16 protein-coding genes are annotated in these 17,008 nt (G+C 62.0%); 14 read left to right on the top strand and 2 right to left on the bottom strand.

From position 1 onward, the window contains the following. The first annotated feature begins 246 nt into the window (after positions 1–246). The 13 genes from LB552_RS21285 to LB552_RS21225 all read left to right on the top strand — a co-directional run bounded on the left by LB552_RS21285 (position 247) and on the right by LB552_RS21225 (position 13,229). Positions 247–903, top strand: coding sequence for a cytochrome c3 family protein (locus LB552_RS21285; RefSeq protein ID WP_411966393.1), 657 nt, complete (start codon positions 247–249; stop codon positions 901–903). Further along, positions 887–3,856, top strand: a complete 2,970-nt coding sequence (locus LB552_RS21280; protein WP_224610009.1) for a TAT-variant-translocated molybdopterin oxidoreductase — start codon at positions 887–889, stop codon at positions 3,854–3,856. The genes LB552_RS21285 and LB552_RS21280 overlap by 17 nt, the downstream gene beginning before the upstream one ends. Further along, positions 3,849–5,207 (top strand): NrfD/PsrC family molybdoenzyme membrane anchor subunit, encoded by a 1,359-nt coding sequence (nrfD, locus tag LB552_RS21275; RefSeq protein ID WP_224610007.1) that lies wholly within the window; start codon positions 3,849–3,851, stop codon positions 5,205–5,207. The genes LB552_RS21280 and nrfD overlap by 8 nt, the downstream gene beginning before the upstream one ends. Beyond that, positions 5,204–5,731 carry a DUF3341 domain-containing protein gene (locus LB552_RS21270; protein WP_224610005.1) on the top strand — a complete coding sequence of 176 codons (528 nt, stop codon included), beginning with the start codon at positions 5,204–5,206 and terminating at the stop codon, positions 5,729–5,731. Before nrfD ends, LB552_RS21270 begins: the two co-directional genes overlap by 4 nt. Next, positions 5,728–6,270, top strand: a complete 543-nt coding sequence (locus LB552_RS21265) for a c-type cytochrome (RefSeq protein ID WP_224610003.1) — start codon at positions 5,728–5,730, stop codon at positions 6,268–6,270. Before LB552_RS21270 ends, LB552_RS21265 begins: the two co-directional genes overlap by 4 nt. After that, positions 6,267–7,382, top strand: coding sequence for a hypothetical protein (locus tag LB552_RS21260; RefSeq protein WP_224610001.1), 1,116 nt, complete (start codon positions 6,267–6,269; stop codon positions 7,380–7,382). The genes LB552_RS21265 and LB552_RS21260 overlap by 4 nt, the downstream gene beginning before the upstream one ends. Beyond that, positions 7,375–7,818, top strand: a complete 444-nt coding sequence (locus LB552_RS21255) for a hypothetical protein (protein WP_224609999.1) — start codon at positions 7,375–7,377, stop codon at positions 7,816–7,818. Before LB552_RS21260 ends, LB552_RS21255 begins: the two co-directional genes overlap by 8 nt. Beyond that, positions 7,740–8,567 carry an SCO family protein gene (locus LB552_RS21250; RefSeq protein WP_224609997.1) on the top strand — a complete coding sequence of 276 codons (828 nt, stop codon included), beginning with the start codon at positions 7,740–7,742 and terminating at the stop codon, positions 8,565–8,567. Before LB552_RS21255 ends, LB552_RS21250 begins: the two co-directional genes overlap by 79 nt. After that, complete coding sequence (coxB, locus tag LB552_RS21245; RefSeq protein WP_224609996.1) at positions 8,564–9,517, top strand: cytochrome c oxidase subunit II; 954 nt, start codon at positions 8,564–8,566, stop codon at positions 9,515–9,517. The genes LB552_RS21250 and coxB overlap by 4 nt, the downstream gene beginning before the upstream one ends. Continuing rightward, positions 9,514–11,157 (top strand): cytochrome c oxidase subunit I, encoded by a 1,644-nt coding sequence (gene ctaD / locus LB552_RS21240; RefSeq protein ID WP_224609994.1) that lies wholly within the window; start codon positions 9,514–9,516, stop codon positions 11,155–11,157. The genes coxB and ctaD overlap by 4 nt, the downstream gene beginning before the upstream one ends. Then, the gene (locus tag LB552_RS21235; protein WP_224609992.1) at positions 11,154–11,789 is read left to right on the top strand and encodes a cytochrome c oxidase subunit 3; all 636 of its coding nucleotides are present in this window, start codon (positions 11,154–11,156) and stop codon (positions 11,787–11,789) included. Before ctaD ends, LB552_RS21235 begins: the two co-directional genes overlap by 4 nt. Beyond that, positions 11,786–12,034: a cytochrome C oxidase subunit IV family protein gene (locus LB552_RS21230; RefSeq protein WP_224609990.1), complete on the top strand. Its 249-nt coding sequence runs from the start codon at positions 11,786–11,788 to the stop codon at positions 12,032–12,034. The genes LB552_RS21235 and LB552_RS21230 overlap by 4 nt, the downstream gene beginning before the upstream one ends. A gap of 823 nt (positions 12,035–12,857) precedes the next feature. Beyond that, positions 12,858–13,229, top strand: a complete 372-nt coding sequence (locus LB552_RS21225; protein WP_224548623.1) for a hypothetical protein — start codon at positions 12,858–12,860, stop codon at positions 13,227–13,229. A 182-nt stretch (positions 13,230–13,411) separates the two neighbouring features. On the opposite strand, the gene LB552_RS21220 is transcribed toward LB552_RS21225, so the two are convergent. Further along, positions 13,412–14,221, bottom strand: a complete 810-nt coding sequence (locus tag LB552_RS21220; RefSeq protein WP_224609988.1) for a hypothetical protein — start codon at positions 14,219–14,221, stop codon at positions 13,412–13,414. Here LB552_RS21220 and LB552_RS21215 point away from each other — a divergent pair. Then, the gene (locus LB552_RS21215; RefSeq protein ID WP_095768658.1) at positions 14,220–14,579 is read left to right on the top strand and encodes a hypothetical protein; all 360 of its coding nucleotides are present in this window, start codon (positions 14,220–14,222) and stop codon (positions 14,577–14,579) included. The two genes, LB552_RS21220 and LB552_RS21215, sit on opposite strands and share 2 nt — an antisense overlap. Before the next feature lie 141 nt (positions 14,580–14,720). On the opposite strand, the gene LB552_RS21210 is transcribed toward LB552_RS21215, so the two are convergent. Continuing rightward, on the bottom strand, positions 14,721–16,196 hold the full coding sequence (locus LB552_RS21210; protein WP_095768659.1) for a calcium-binding protein: 1,476 nt from the start codon (positions 16,194–16,196) through the stop codon (positions 14,721–14,723). Between the last annotated feature and the right edge of the window lie 812 nt (positions 16,197–17,008).

The raw sequence follows: 17,008 nt of genomic DNA, 5'->3' as shown, positions 1-17,008 counted from the left end.
TTTAGCCCGGGTGGCCGATCTCTGTCACCTGGTCGGCGTGGGCGATGACTTCGTGCCGACCTTGGTTTCCGTGAAGTGGTGGCCGCCGAACGCATGGGAGCGGCGGTGGTTGCGGATTGAATCCGCGACCTGTTCCCGGTTGCAGTCACCATTCTGTGATTCCGACGCGGGCGCGGAACCTTGGCGGCGAAAGCACCGTTAGGGGGCGTCAACTCTGGGTTTGCCTTCAGCAGAATCGGCGAGGGGATGCCGCAAATCTTCTCGAAAAACGCCAATGGCGTTGCGCGCTTTGTCATCTGGGGAAGTTGTGCGGTTCTGTTGATCGCAGCCGCGATCGGGACAATCCTTCCCCGTTCGGACCTGGTAACGGGAGTAGGTGAGCCATTGGCGCAGCCGGTGCCGTTCAGTCACAAGCACCATGTCGGCCAGCTCGGCATCGACTGCCGTTATTGTCACAATGGCGTCGAGACCTCGTCTTCGGCGGGTTTGCCGGCGACCGAGGTCTGCATGACCTGCCATTCGCAGCTTTTCACCAATGCCGGCATGCTGGCGCCGGTGCGTGCAAGCCTGGCCGGCGGCAAGCCGATCGAATGGCAGCGCGTCAACAGCGTGCCGGATTTTGTCTTCTTCAATCATGCGATCCACGTCAACAAGGGCGTCGCCTGCGAGACCTGCCATGGCGAGGTCGACCAGATGCCGCTGACGATGCGGGCGCGCACACTGAGCATGGAGTGGTGCCTCGGCTGTCATCGCAACCCGGAGCCGAATTTACGTCCCCTGCAGGACGTGTTCCTGATGCACTGGCAGCCGCCCGCGGACATCGCTGAGATCAGGCGGCAGCTGATCGGCGTGCTCGACATCCATCCCGAGACGATGACGGATTGCTATGTCTGCCATCGCTGACAGGCCTGGTTCCGCCATCGACATCGAGGCTCTGCGCAAGCGGCTGGCGCATGGCGGTGAAATGTGGCGCAGCCTCGACGAGATCGCCGGCGCTGCCGATTTCCGCCGCTTCGTCGAGGCCGAGTTCCCGGCAATTGCGGAACGCCTGCCGGCAAAGCCGAACCGGCGCACGCTGCTGAAGCTGATGGGCGCCTCGCTGTCGCTTGCCGGGCTGGCTGCCTGCAGCAGGGCGGAAAACATCGTGCCCTATGTGCGCCAGCCGGAAATCCTGGTCCCAGGCAAGCCTGTCTACTATGCGACGACGCTGTCGAGTGACGGCTTCGGTATCGGCGCCATCGTCGAAAGCCATGAAGGGCGGCCGACCAAGATCGAAGGCAATCCCGACCATCCGGCCTCGCGCGGCGCCACCGACGCGGTGATGCAGGCAGCCGTGCTGACGCTGTTCGACCCGGACCGTTCACGCACGCCGCTCAAGGATGGCCAGCCGGCATCTTACGGCGATTTCCTGAAGACAATGACGGGGCTCGTTTCGCGATGGACGGCATCGCAAGGGCAGGGCGGGGCGTTGCTGGTTGAAGCGACCACCTCGCCGACGCTCGCGGCGCAGCTGGATGCGCTGCGGACACGCTATCCGAGGCTGAAACTCTATCGCCATGATCCGTTGGCGATGCCGGCCGCGATGGAGGCGTCGCGTGCCCTGTTCGGGTCGGCGCTGACGCCGATCTATCGCTTTGATCGGGCCGATGCGATCGTCAGCCTCGACGCCGATTTCCTCGGCGAAGGACCGGGACGGCTCGCTTATGCGCGCGACTTTGCCGCGCGGCGACGTGTACGCGATCCGTCCGACCGGATGAGCCGGCTTTATGCGGTGGAGTCGACGCCGACAATCACCGGAGCCGCCGCCGACCACCGGCTCGCGATCAAGCCAAGCGACGTCGAAGCCGTAGCTGCCGGATTGAACGCGGCGTTGACCGGCCAAACCGGAGCTTCCGGCTCGATCGACCAGGCCTTGATGACGGTGCTGGTCGACGATCTGAAAGCGGCAGGCCGCGATGCGCTGGTCATTGCCGGAGCGCAGCAGAGCGCCTTCGTTCATGCGGTCGCACTTGCCGCCAGTGCGAAGCTTGGCGCGCTTGGCAACACGGTCGAGCTGATCGAGGCGCCGGATGCGCTGCATGTCGATGGCGACCTGGAGGCGATGTGCCAAGCGATTGGCCACGAGGCGATCGATACGGTCGTGGCACTGGGCGCAAACCCGCTGCACACCGCGCCGGCAGGCCTCGATGTGCGCAAGGCGTTCTCCAGTTTGAAGCTGCTAGTCCATCACGGCCTCTATCGCGACGAGACCGCTTTCCTGGCGCACTGGCATGTGCCGGCGACGCATGAGCTCGAGAGTTGGAGCGACATCCGCGCCTATGACGGCAGCACCTCCCTGGTCCAGCCGCTGATCAAGCCGCTTTACGACGGCAAGAGCGCGCATCAGCTTCTTGCCGTGCTTGGCGGCGGGTTCGAGGCCGATCCGCTTTCGCTTATCCGGCAGCATTGGACGCAACTCGATGACGATGCCTGGAGAAAGGCTCTGCGCGACGGCGTCATGGCGGACAGTGCTGCCAAGCCGGTATCCGTCACAGTGCCGCCGGACCTGGCGGGACTGAAGTCGGCAGCAAAGGCAGGCAACGGCATCGATATCCGCTTCGTCGCGGACCCCTGGTTGCGCGACGGCCGTTTTGCCAACGCCTCATGGCTGCAGGAACTGCCGCGACCCTTGACGAAGATTGTGTGGGGCAACGCTGCGCTCGTCTCGCCCGCCACCGCCAAGCGACTGAAGATCGGGAATGGCGAGGTCGTCAATGTCGCCTCCAATGGGGCGGATGTCGATGCACCAGCCTGGATCGTGCCTGGTCATCCGGACGAGACGATAACGCTGTCCTTCGGCTTCGGGCGAAAGGTCGGTTCCGTTGCTGCGCTATCGCAAGGCTACGACGCCTTCCACTTGCGCCGTGGTTCGGAATGGTTCGCGACCGGCGCGGCCATCGCGCCCCGCAAGAACAGCATGCGCGTCATCACCACGCAGCATCACCAGGCGATGGAAGGCCGCGCCATCGTGCGCCACGCGTCTCTCGATGCATTCCGACAGAACCCGGATTTCGTGCGCAAGAATGCGCCGCCGGCGCCGACGGAATCGCTCTATCCCGACTGGCCTTACGACCAGGAAGCCTGGGCGATGGCGATCGACCTCTCGGCCTGCATCGGCTGCATGGCCTGCGTCTCGGCCTGCCAGGCGGAGAACAACATCGCGCCGGTCGGGCCCGAGGAATGCGAGCGCGGCCACGAGATGCACTGGCTGCGGGTCGATCGCTACTATGCCGGACCGCTCGATGCGCCCGACACTTTTTTCCAGCCGGTCCCTTGCATGCATTGCGAGAAGGCGCCTTGCGAAGTGGTGTGCCCGGTCAACGCCACCGTGCACACGCATGATGGGCTGAATGCGCAGGTCTATAACCGCTGCATCGGCACGCGCTACTGCTCGCAGAATTGCCCCTACAAGGTGCGGCGCTTCAACTTCCTCGATCATCAATCCTTCGACAAGGACGACGCAGGTCCGGAGCAGGGCGCCCATAACCCCAATGTCAGCATACGCTCGCGCGGTGTGATGGAGAAATGCACCTATTGCGTCCAGCGCATCAGCGCCAAGCGCATCCAGGCGCAGATCGAGAACCGCGACATCGCCGATGGCGAAGTGGTCACCGCCTGTCAGCAGGCCTGCCCGACCCAGGCCATCACCTTCGGCGACCGCAACAAGAAAGATGCAAAGGTCGTTCGCGAGAAAAGCGCGCCGCAGAATTACGCGCTGCTGGAGGAACTGAACACACGGCCGCGCACCACCTATCTCGGCAAGATCTCCAATCCGAACGGCAAGCTTGCCAAGCCGGGCGAGGCGACCGATGGCTGAAGCGAGCGCGAACAGCCCGGCTGTCCTGCGCGGCCGTCACGATTTTCCCGAGATCAGCGGCCGCATCGGCTCCATTGTGCTCAACGGCCGCCTGCCGCGCCATTTCTGGACAGCGTTCCTGCTCTGCTTCCTGCTGGTTTTGCTGCTGCTCTATTCGATCACCTATCTCATCGCGGTCGGCGTCGGCGGCCTCGGTATCAACATGCCGGTGGTCTGGGGCACGATGATCTCCAATTTCGTCTGGTGGATCGGCATCGGTCATGCCGGCACGCTGATCTCGGCGGTGCTGTTGCTGCTGCGCCAACCCTGGCGCGCCTCGATCAACCGCTTCGCCGAGGCCATGACGCTGTTTGCCGTCGCCATGGCCGGCCTGTTTCCCATCCTGCATCTTGGGCGACCGTGGTTCTTCTACTGGCTGCTGCCGCTGCCCAATGTGCATATGCACTGGCCGCAATGGCGAAGCCCGCTGGTCTGGGACTTCGCGGCAATCGCCACCTACGCGACCGTCTCGCTGCTGTTCTGGTATATGGGGCTGCTGCCGGACCTTGCAGTGCTGCGCGACCGTGCCAGGTCGAGACCGGCGCAGCTCTTCTACGGCATATTGGCGCTCGGCTGGCGCGGCTCTGCCTATCATTGGGCGCGCTACCAGGTCGTCTATTTCCTGCTCGCGGCGCTCGCCACGCCGCTGGTCGTTTCGGTTCATTCGATCGTTTCGCTCGACTTCACCTTCGCGATCACGCCGGGCTATCACTCGACGATCTTCCCGCCCTATTTCGTCGCCGGCGCGCTGCTCTCCGGCTTCGCCATGGTGCTCACCATCGCCATTCCATTGCGGTGGGCCTTCTCGGTCAAGGACCTGATCACGCTCAGGCATATGGACAATGCCGCCAAGCTGATGATCGCCGCCGGCATGGTCGTCGCCTATGGCTATCTCTCGGAAGCATTCTTCGCCTGGTATTCGGGCGAGCCCTACGAGCGAACCATGATGGCGCAGCGTGCGCTGGGTCCCTATGCGCCGCTGTTCTGGATAATGCTGAGCCTGAACTGCGGCGTGCTGCAATTGCTGTGGTTCAGACGCATCCGCCGCAACATGCCGCTGCTGTTCGCGATCGCCGTCGCCATCAATGTCGGCATGTGGATCGAGCGCTACATCATCGTCGTGACGGGGCCGAGCCGCGATTACCTGCCGTCTGCCTGGGGCGAGCAGTCGCTGGCCTGGCTCGATTTCGGCATCCTGTTCGGCTCGATCGGGACCTTCTTTGCCCTCGTCTTCCTGTTCATCCGCATCCTGCCGGCGATCACCATCTTCGAGGTCGAGGAACTGGCAGAAGAGGAGGGCAAGATCCGATGAGCCTCTACGGCCTCATGGCGGTGTTTGCCGGTCCCGAAGCGCTCATCGCGGCGGCGCGCGGCATGCGCGAGCGCGGCTATCGGCGCATGGATGCGTTCTCGCCGTTCCCGATGAAGGAACTGGAAGGGATATTGGAGATACCGAAGACGCGCCTGCCCTGGGCCGTGCTCGCCGGCGGCATTGCCGGCGCGGCTCTCGTTTATGCTCTGATCTGGTACTCTGTCGAAGTCGACTATCCCATCAATGTCGGTGGCCGGCCGCTGCATTCCTGGCCGCCTTTTGCCATCATCGCTTTCGAGGCCGGCATTCTGGGCGCTGCCTTCGCGGGGTTCCTGGGCGTGCTCGCGGCCAACGGGTTGCCCCGCTATCACCATCCGGTCTTCGACGCCAAGAGCTTCAGCTACGCGCGCGGCGGCAAGTTCTATCTGCTGATCGAAGCGGCCGATCCCAAATACCGCAAAGGCGTGACCAAGGGCCAACTGACGCGGCTCGGCGCCGAGCTCGTCGAGGAGGTCGAGGCGTGAGCCGCCTCGGCCTCACGCTAATGTTGGGTGCGCTGGCCGTCGCCGGCTGCCGGCAGGATATGGAGGACCAGCCGCGCTACGATCCGCTGGAGGCCAGCAACCAGTTCGCCGACGGCATGTCGGCGCGGACACCCGTGACGGGTACTGTCGCGCACGACGCCGATCTGACGCCGGTCCCGGACAAAATCCCCTATCCGATCACGATCGAGCTGCTGCAGCACGGGCAGCAGCGTTTCGACATCTTCTGCTCGCCCTGTCACGGCCGCACCGGCGATGGTCACGGCATGATCGTCCAGCGCGGCTTTCCGGCGCCGCCAAGCTACCATCAGGATGCGCTGCGCAAGGCCTCGGACCGTCACTTCTACGACGTCATCACCAACGGCTACGGCGCCATGTATTCTTATGCGGCCAGGGTGCCGCCGCAGGACCGCTGGGCGATCGTCGGCTATATCCGTGCGCTGCAATATTCGCGCGACGCTCCGGTCGCCGAGCTTCCGCAAAGCCTGCGTGCGCGGCTCGAAGCGGAGGCATCGCCATGAGCCGCGTCGAGCAAGGCTTTCTGTCGGCGGGCGCCGTAGGACTTGTCGTCTGCGGTCTGGGCGTATCGCTCGATGCCAAGGCGATGCTGAGCGCCTGGCTCCCCGCAATTCTCTTCGCGCTCAGCCTGCCGCTCGGCGCGCTGACCATACTGATGGTGCACGGGCTGACCGGCGGGCGCTGGGGAGAAGCGGTCCGCCAGCCGCTCCGCACCATGACGGCCCTGCTGCCGCTGGCGTTGGTTTCCCTGGTGCCCGTCCTGATAAGGCTCGACCTCGTCTTTCCGTGGGCCGGCGCCGACACAGCGAAACTGCAGGAGACTGTCCATGAAAAGCTTGTCTATCTCAACCTGCCGTTCTTCCTGCTGCGCTTTGCGGTTTGCGCGGCGATCTGGCTCGTCCTTACCTGGATAGTGCTCGGCACGACCGACGCCCCGGCCAATTCGAATGAACGCAACGGCAAGAAATTCGCCCTTGGCCTCGTTCTCCACGCGCTTGCCGTCAGCGTCTTTGCCATCGACTGGATGCTGTCGCTCGAGCCTGAATTCACCTCGACCATCTATGCGCTTTGCGAAGCTTCGGCCGAGGTGGTCGGGGCATTCGCAGTTGCCGTCCTGGTGCTGGCGGCAAGGCGGGCAGTGGAAGTCATGCCCGGCGGCGAGGAAGACGTCGCGCTCAGCGAAGATCTTGCCAACATGCTGCTCGGCTTCGTGCTGACCTGGATCTATCTCATGTTCATGCAGTGGGTCGTCGTCTGGGGCGGCGACTTGCCCGACGAGATCCGCTGGTACGGCATGCGCTCCGCGGGCGGCTGGCTATATCTTCTTTGGCTGCTGATTGCCTTGCACGTCTCGGCTTTCGCAGGCCTGCTCAGCCGAAGACTGAAGCGCAGCCACGCCGGCCTGGTCTGGTTCGCCGGAATTGCCTTGGCAGGCCATTTCGCCGATGTGTTCTGGCGTATCCGCCCGCCACTCTTTTCCGGCGGCGTCCCGGCATTGTGGCATGATGCGGCCGCCTGGATTGGAGTGGGCGGGCTGTGGCTCGCGCTGTTCCTCTTCCTGCTCCGCCGACCGGACAAGATCGTCTGGTGGAAGCGCGAGATCGCCCATGGCTAAGGCGCACCGTCACCCCGAGACGCGCGATGTCCAGCCGCGTGTGCTGCTCGCTTTCGGCGGCGGGCTGTTGCTGTTCATTGCTTTAGCCGCGATCGGCGTGAAGTTCATCTTCAACACCGCGCCGACCTGGCTGCCGCTGTCAGCCAACACCAGTCCCGAAAACCCGGATCTGCAGACCACGCCGCAACAGGATCTGACCGCGTTCCGCGCCGAGGAGGATCGCCAGCTCAAGACCCTTGGCTGGGTGGATCGCAACGCCGGCATCGCGCGCATCCCGATCGACGACGCCATGTGGGCGGTGGTCAGCCACGGCCTGCCGGATTGGTCGCGACCGACGGCAGTGGCCACGGAGCCTGATTGCGCCCTGCTCACGGCGGCGGTTCCCCGTGCGCCGCGGGCCCGGAATTGCCAACAGCAAAGCGGGGCAGGGCGATGAAAAGCTTGTTGGCTGCGCTTTGTCTGCTCGTTGCCGGCACGGCCCTTGCCGCCGAGCGACCGAGCTTCGATCCAAAGCCCGCCGCGCAGCTCAGCCTTGAGCGAGAATTGGTCGATACAAGCGGCCGGAAGCTGACGCTTGGCGAGACGCTTGGCGGACGTCCGGCGCTTGTCATCTTCGGCTATGATAAATGCCCGAACCTTTGCGGCGTCACCCAACAGGCCGTCGCGTCCGACCTGAAGAAGACATCGCTTCGCCCTGCAGATTATCGCGCGTTGTTCATCTCGATCGACCCCGATGAGACGTCCGCCGACGCCGCAGAGGCGCAAGCCGAAATCGCGTCCGCCGCCGGTCCGACGGGACTGTCCGCCTGGCGGTTCCTGACAAGCAGTGATGGCGCCGGTGCAGCGCTGGCCAACGAGGCCGGCATCACTTTCGACCGACGTAAGAGTATCGATCAGTTCGTGCATCCGATCGCGGTCATTGCGCTGACGCCTTCCGGCCGAATTTCACAGGTATTGCCTGCGCTGACATTCACGCCGCGCGATCTTGAGCTTGCACTGGTCGAGGCATCGGCCAACAAACTCGGCTCCATCGCGGATCACATCTTCCTGCTCTGCGCAGGATTCGACAGTTCGAAGGGCCAGTACACCCCAGCTATCTGGGCGGCGCTGAAAGTGGCAAGCCTGGCCACGGTGCTCGGCCTCGCCGCGGCGGTGCTCTGGCAAACGCGCGGGAGGGCAAGGTGAGCTTCGGCGTTCCCTTCTTCCCACAGGAAGCCTCGTCGGAAGCCGGCCATGTCGATGCGCTGTTCTACACGCTGCTCGTTTTCTCAGCCGTGCTCGGGCTGGCGCTCACCGGGCTGGTTGTCGGCTACGCGGTGAAATACCGCGTCGGGTCGCCGGCGGATCGCACCGGACAGCGTTCCCGTACCCTGTGGCTGGAGATGAGCTGGACCGTCGCCAGCCTGGTCATCGCCTTCATCTTCTTCGGCTGGGGCGCAGTGCTTTTCGTTCGCCGCGATCATCCGCCGGCGGACGCGCTCGAGATCACCGGGCTGGGCAAACAATGGATGTGGGAGTTCAGGCAACCCGGCGGCCAGCGCGAGATCAACGAGCTGCACGTTCCGGTCGGCAAACCGATTGTCGTGTCGCTCGCCTCGCAGGACGTTATCCACTCCTTCTACGTGCCGGCCTTTCGCATCAAGCAGGACGCGGTGCCTGGACGCACGACCCATATCTGGTTCATTGCCACCGAGCCCGGCCGCTACCACCTGTTCTGCGCCCAATATTGCGGCACTCAGCATTCCGAAATGGGCGGCTGGGTGACCGTGATGGCGCCCGAGCAATATGCCGCGTGGCTGAACAGCCAGGGCGGAGGCGAGACGCTTGCCGGAAGCGGCGAGAAACTGTTTCGCGCGCTGGGCTGCTCCGGCTGCCATGGCGCGAGCAGCAAGGTGAGGGCGCCGTCACTTGACGGCATCTTCGGCCGGCCGGTGGCGCTCGACAATCAGCAGACGGTGATCGCCGACGAGCGCTATTTGCGCGACTCCATCCTCAACCCGAAGAAGGAGATCGCCGCAAGCTACGAGCCGGTCATGCCGAGCTTCGACGGACTGATCGATGAAGGCGAGCTGCAGATGCTGCTCGCCTATCTGAAGTCGCTTTCGCCTCAACCAACGGCCGGAGCCAAGCCATGACCAACGCGGCGATGCCTGGCACTTACCTGGGAGAGGGGAGCGGGCCTCGCGCGTGGTTGCTGACCACCGACCACAAGCGCGTCGCATGGCTCTATCTCATTTCGCTGACGGCTTTCTTCTTCCTGGGCGGCGCCATGGCGGTGCTGATGCGGATCGAGCTGGCGACACCGGCAGGCGACCTCGTCTCCGACGATGTCTACAACAGGCTGTTCTCGCTGCACGGCATCATCATGGTCTGGTTCTTCCTGGTGCCGTCGATCCCGGCGACCATGGGCAATTTCCTTTTGCCGCTGATGATCGGCGCGCGCGATCTCGCTTTCCCGCGGCTCAACCTCGCCAGCTGGTACGTCTTCATTTTCGGCAGCCTGTTCGCGCTGTTTGCGGTGGTGGCCGGCGGCGTCGATACCGGCTGGACCTTCTACACGCCGCTGTCGACGCTTTATGCCAACGGCTTCGTCTCGACCGCGGCCTTCGGCGTCTTCATTGTCGGCTTCTCGACGATCATGACCGGCATCAATTTCATCGTCACGGTTCACACGCTACGCGCGCCGGGGCTCACCTGGTTCCGACTGCCGATTTTCGTCTGGACCCTCTACGCCACCAGCCTGGTGATGGTGCTGGCAACGCCGGTGCTCGCCGCATCGCTGATCCTGATCGTGCTGGAGCGCGTGTTCGGCATCGGCATCTTCAATCCCGATCTCGGCGGCGATCCGCTGCTCTTCCAGCATCTCTTCTGGTTCTACTCGCACCCGGCCGTCTACATCATGATCCTGCCCGGCATGGGTGTGGTTTCGGAGGTGCTGCCCTGCTTCAGCCGCCGGCCGCTGTTCGGCTATAAGGCGGTGGCGATGTCGTCGATGGCGATCGCCGTCTTCGGCTTCCTGGTCTGGGGCCACCATATGTTCGTCAGCGGACAGTCGGCCTATGCCGGCGTGGTGTTCTCGTTCCTGTCCTTCTGCGTCGCGATCCCGTCGGCGATCAAGGTTTTCAACTGGAGCCTGACGCTGCGCAAGGGCGAGATCAGCTTCGAGACGCCGATGCTCTATGCGCTGTTCTTCCTGGCGCTGTTCACCTTCGGCGGGCTGGCGGGGCTGTTCCTTGCGGCGCTGGCGGTCGACGTGCATGTCCACGACACCTACTTCGTCATCGCGCATTTCCACTACATCATGGTCGGCGGCATGGTGACGGCCTACATGGCGGGCCTGCATTTCTGGTGGCCGAAATTGACCGGCCGCACGTATTCGGAAACCGCGGGGCGTATAGCGGCCACCGTCACTTTCGTCGGCTTCAATCTGACCTTCTTCCCGCAATATGTGCTGGGCTTCGACGGCATGCCCCGGCGCTATCATACCTATCCGCCGGAGTTCCAGTTCTGGAATGTGTTGTCCTCGGGCGGCGCGGTGGTGCTGGCGATCGGCTATCTGATGCCCTTGTTCTACCTCGGCTGGTCGCTGTCTCGCGGCGCCCGCGCGCCCGACAATCCGTGGAACGCCACGGGGCTCGAATGGCAGACGAGCTCGCCGCCGCCACCACATAATTTCGAAACCATGCCGGTCGTGACGCGACCGGCCTATGCCTACGACATGAAGGGGCTCGAGCACGAGCGCTTCAGCCCGCACCGGGAGGGAGCGGCGCGATGAGCGGCACCGAAAGCATCGCTTTCGACACGCCCCAGCGCGAATGGCGCGCCGACAATTTTGCGATGTGGGTGTTCATCGGCTCCGAGGCGATGCTGTTCGGCGCGATTTTCCTGGTCTTCCTCGTCGCCCATATCGATTTCGGCCCCGCCTTCGCGGCGGCTTCCAAGCATCTTTCGCTGCCGCTCGGCACCTTCAACACGGCCGTGCTGCTCACCAGCAGCTTCACCATGGCGCTGGCGCACAGGTTCACGCTGCAGAGACGTTGGCGCGCGACAATTTGGGCGTTGGCCGCGACCTCGGTGCTGGGTGTCTGCTTCCTGGTTGTGAAGGGGATCGAATACGGCAAGGAGATCAGCGAAGGACTGGCCCCGCTTCTCGGCCTGCCGTTCCGCTATGCAGGACCGGATCCCATGCACGCCCAGCTTTTCTTCGGCCTCTATTTCGCGATGACCTCGCTGCATGCGCTGCACCTGATCGGCGGCATCGTCGTCATCGCTGGCATGATCGCGCTCTGGCGGCCCGCCAGCCCTGCCAGCCGCCTGCGCCGGGTGGTTGCTGTCGGCCTCTACTGGCACTTCGTCGACGTCATCTGGGTGTTCATGTTCCCCGTTCTCTACCTGATCAACCGATGAGCGAATTGCGCAAACTCACCTTCGGCTATCTCGGGCTGCTCGCGCTGCTGGCGCTGACGGTGGCTTCCTCCTTCCTCGCTCTCGGCGGCTTCAATGTCGCCCTCAACCTGGCGATCGCGGCCGCCAAGGCGGTCCTGATCGCCCTGCTGTTCATGCATCTGACAGGCACCTTGCCGCGGCTCGCCGTCGCGGCAACCGGGCTTTGGCTCGCCATCCTTTTCGGGCTGACGCTGATCGGGCGATAGGAGAGCGGCATCAATCGCCAGCGGGCACGCCGATTGGGACTGAGGTCCTGTCATCAAGCCGCAACAGGCCCAGCATCAACATGTGATCTTGCTCATAGTCTTCGGGCAGCATGATTGCGAATGAGGAACACGTCTTTGGAGGTGAGCGATGCCCCTGTCCGCGGCGCTGAATGATGCCGACTTGGAATTCAAGTGCTTGGAATGTAACCATGCCTTCAAAAGGAAAGGGTCGTGGTTCAAGGTGATCTCGACCTTCAAATGCGAGGGCTGCGGAGCTGCGAACCGCATCGGGTATGCCGACAAATTGGCGTTGTTCGAAAAGCACTCAGCGGCGTTTGGCTGATCGCAAGCCGGACCGCGAAAGGCGGCTCGACAACTCGCCCGCTGGAGTGGCGTTGGTTGAACCGCCGCGCCTGGTCGACCTTTGAGAAATCGGCCCGGTGTTGCGTATTCGCTGCTCAATAAGCGAGCGGCCCGGCACGAGAACGGGGGAGCCCACGGGCCGGGCCTGACCGGCGGGGGCACGGACTAGATACAGGGCGCCGGCTGATGTTGTTATAACAAATCTCGATGGAGCCTCCGCCGTGCGAATGAAGGACCGCTCTCAATAACACCGCCCCTGAATCACGGCCAAGTAAAGTGCCATACGGATTGTCGCGACTTCCGTAGAGCGGCCCAGCCACGCTCAGCATTGCCGCTGACCCAGTTATTGCACATTGCATCGCGACGGCATCATAACGGTGCGAAAAATTGCAACTTGTCCCTCGCTTGAATGAAACATTTGTCGCCGATACCCCGTATGCAAGAAAGCAGGGGGTGAAATATGCTGCATGAAGCCAACGGAGACTGCGCGCTAAATCTGAGCGAAGACGAAGCGCGCCTCGCTGAGCGCTACCGCTTTCTTTGCGGCCAGCACGATGGGCTTTCCAGATGCGGCATAGCAGCCTGGGTCGGCGCGCTCGCGGGCGGTGTGTTTATCGTCTCGGCGATATTCTTTGGTGGCGGCGAACAGGGCGATCCTCTCTTCATATTCGGCATTGGCGTATGTTGTCTTCTTGCTGGCGGTGTCCTTTGGTTCCACGGGCGCCAAGCTGAGAAGCGTCGCTGGCAAGAGAAGAGGTCAATCGTCAATAAGTTTCGCAGCCGAGGACTCGGCATACAGCTGAACGGCCAAGTTCATCGTCTGTTCGGCTAGTGCGTTTCACCGTTTCACGGAAACGGCGAAACGCCCTATCTCTTTGTTTTTACGCAATTCCGGACGGAAACCGCTCACACTTTTCCTGGAATTGCTCTAGCTGTTGAATGGCTAATGCGCAGCAATGGGGATCTGCGTTCTGCACAGCTGGGGTATCTTCGGTGAAATGATCGCGGCAGTTGCTACGGCGCCGTGTTGTGCGCTTTGAACGCCAAGCGAAGTTCGAGCGCCTCAGGGCTGGCGCTGCCTAGCTTGGTGTCTCCGTTTTGTGAACCCCAGGCATAGGCAAAGTCGAATACAGGAGCCGGAGAGTAGGTGGCCCAGCGCGCGAAGATCTGCTTTGCCTGGTCCGGTGTCGGCAGTACATAGACGTCCGCAGCCGCTCCGGTACGGGTCTTCCAATTGCCGCCGCCGAACGCCTGGTATACGGGCACAATCCTGTCGAGAGGAATGCCCGCGGCAACGGCTGCCTCGACCGTTCGATCGATGAAGTCCAAATCGAAAGCTTTGCCGCGGACCGGATATGGATCCAGGCCGAAAAGATCAATCCCCGTGTTGGCGGGATTAAAGGTATTCATGAAAGCGGGGGCTTCGAAAGACCCCATGTCCATCAAAGTAACAAATGTAACTGCCCCGGGGACATTGGCTCTGATCCACTCGGCCTCGGCCTTCAGGGCCGCCGGACTAACTGCTGGAGAATGGTATTTGCCGGTGATGTCCGGCTCATCGCAGAGGCGAAAACCGAACAGCCGCGGATTGCCGATAAATGGCCTCACCTTGGCGATGAAGCGTGGCGTCACGCCGCTGGATTCATTTAGCCATATCAACCCCTTCATCCCTGGCGGCAAGGCATTGAGTTGCTCTACGGATTGTACATCGGCGAGGTCGAAGCCCGCGCTCGCGATTGCAGCGCCCGGCCCACCGGAGGTGTAGTGAAGCGTCTTGCCGTTTCCACTCGCAGACAGCGCCGATTGGCTGCAGATCAGCATCATGAGCAACGCCGATATGCACAGATTGCTGATGCGTGTGAACTTTGGCGACCAAGCTGTTGGCGCGACGGGTTCCGACTTGATGGATTGCGCGGCTCGAACCGCTGCGCCATACCCGCACGTTAAACTCGTCGGCATGCTCCAACTATCCACCAAATCGCCCCGCACCGGTCTCCTTTTTAGGCTGTACGGAAAAATTCGGCTTCATCTGTTCGATCGATGGACCAGCTTCGAGGCGGAGCTGCTGCCAAGCCAGTATAGTGGTGGCATCCATGCAATCATCTATGCGCTGCAGATCCAGATGCTGGCTATTTCAGCGCCGTCTTCATGGGCGCCGACGTCGACCAGTCGCGCAATCTGACGAAGTCGGTGACGGTGGAGTAGGCATTACCGGCGAACATTGTCGCCGGTAATGCCCTGCTTTGCGGAGCTTGCAGGCTCCTATCGACGGCGATCTTATGGCAGGTACGCGTCTGCGCTAGACCGCCAGAGCGTGCCCGTCCTAGACCACAGCGAACGAGCTCGCCGTAACCGCAAGATGCGGGGAAAGGGCGGCGAACTGAATCTGAGCCGCGCCGCCTGCGCCGTCACTGTCAAAGTAGAGCGCTCCGGTCGTGCTGTTGTAGACGATATGATCGGTGCTGTCGTGAGCGGCGGTACCGGTATAGAAAGCACTGCTTGCGAGCGCCCCAACGCTGAGCCCTTTGAAGACAGCGTCATCCAAGTGGATCTTGTCCACAGACGGGCTGAAGTCGGTAACCGTGGCAACATTGCTCTTGCTGAGGGTGCTGTTGAAAACGAAGGTGTCGTGGCCGCCATTGCCGGTCAGCCAATCGCCGCCGCCGCCGCTCTTTATGACGTTGTCGCCGGCATTTCCGATGATGTGCTGACGCAGTTCGTTGCCGGTCAAATTGATTGCCGTCGTGCCGGCATCCTTCTGGGTACCGAGGACCTCAATCGACGAGCCGGCAGCAAGCGCATAACTCACCGACGTCCACACCCTGTCCTGGCCCTGGCCAGCGGCCTCGACCACCTTGCTGGCGGCATTGTTGACATAGAAGTCGTCATTGCCCCCATAGCCCGCCATCGTGTGTGCGGCGTTGTCGGCCGGGCGTAAAACGTCGTTGCCGCTGGTGCCTTTTATGTCGGCGATCGGGGCCGTGACGGGAGGTGGGGTTGTCGTGCCGCTACTGGTGCCAGTGCTACTACCAGTACTGGTGTTGGTGCTGGTGCTGGTGCTGGTATGGGTGTTGTGATCCAGGAAAAACGCCTGCATCGACGACGTGTTGCCAAGCGAGGTCTCGCCATTTTGCGAGGACCACTTATAGGCCATGTCAAAGGCTGGCGACGGGACGAGCTTTGCCCAATGGTCCATGATGGTCTGTTCCTGGGCGGTGGTAGGCATCACATAAGACCCGCCCGTATTGGTCGACCACCCGCCGCCGCCAAACGTCTGGAACACAGGAATGATCGCACTCTGCGGAATGCCCGCCTTCTCCGCTGCAGCGACGGCTCTGTCGATGTAGTTGAAGTCGACCGCGGTCGAGCGCACGGGGTAGGGATCGAGCCCGTAATAGTCGATCCCCGTGTTGGCGGGATTGTACGTGTTGGTATAATCGGAGGCCGTGAACGACCCCATGTCCATCAGCGTAATGAAGGTTTTCGCACCCGGGAAATGAGAGTGAATCCAGTCGGATTCAGCCTTCAGATTCGCAGCGCTGACCTGTGTGTGGTATTTGCCCGTGGGGTCAGGCTCGTCAGTGAGATAAAAGCCAAAAACCTTGGAATTGCCGAGGAGGGGCGTCACCTTGTCTATGAAAGACTGGGTCACCCCGCTGCTTTCGTTGAGATATATCAAAGCCTTGGTGCCGTCAGGCAGCGCGTTGACCGATGACGCGTACTGAAGGTCGATCAAGTTGAAGCCATTAGCTATGGCGCCGGAGGCGGGGGCGCCATAGGCGTAATGCATGGTAGCCATGCGAACATCCTTCTTCTGATTGATAAGCGCCCCACCCCTGCCTAACCGAGAGGGTACATTAGCGCCAAATCAAATACGGAAATATGTTGATAGAATGATTGATCGAGTACTTTACCAGCACCAAAAAGGCCTAATCTTACAGTGATTTGGATCGAATTTCGGTGTTCGATGATGCATCAAATTAGCCGGGGATAACACGATTCCGTTACTCAACCTTCAGGCCACAAAGACCGACGATGCGGCGAGCGAAACGCTGCTGGAACCAAAACAACCCGATACCGGTAGAATCATTGATGCTGGGTACAGACCACAGCAATAAGGAAACGGTTGTCAGGATCAATTCCCGGTTTTTTGGGAAAACTTGAAATTTTCTCGGGTGTGCCCAGTGCGAGGCACTCCCTTTTTTCGAGCGAAGGACACTTCGCTTGGGTGCTCTCTTCCTCTAGGCATTTTGCTAGGAACGTATCTTCGTCGATAGCTCGTCAGATCCGGGGTTCTGCGATCAACCGCGTTCGCCGAACTTGGACTTGAGGAACGGTTGAACCGACGCAATTCAAGCTGAGGCCTTGTCACCGGCTCAGAGGCAGCCGAGCCCCGAATTCCCCTCGCCGAAATGGACATTCAATTCGCGCTCCGACGCAGCCGCGCGCACCCCGAGATCGGTCCGCTCATTCAAACGGACGAGGACATTGGGCAAGCCTGCCCGTACCGTGAACCTTGGCGCAAAACATGTATCTGAGTAGCGAACCAGGATCATGGAAGCACGAAGAAATGCTGACCAGTGCACGCGACCCAAGTCTGACGGGCGGTCG

Source organism: Mesorhizobium sp. CA7 (genome assembly GCF_020165015.1).
Lineage (GTDB): Bacteria > Pseudomonadota > Alphaproteobacteria > Rhizobiales > Rhizobiaceae > Mesorhizobium.
This window is presented reverse-complemented; position numbering and strand designations above follow the sequence as displayed.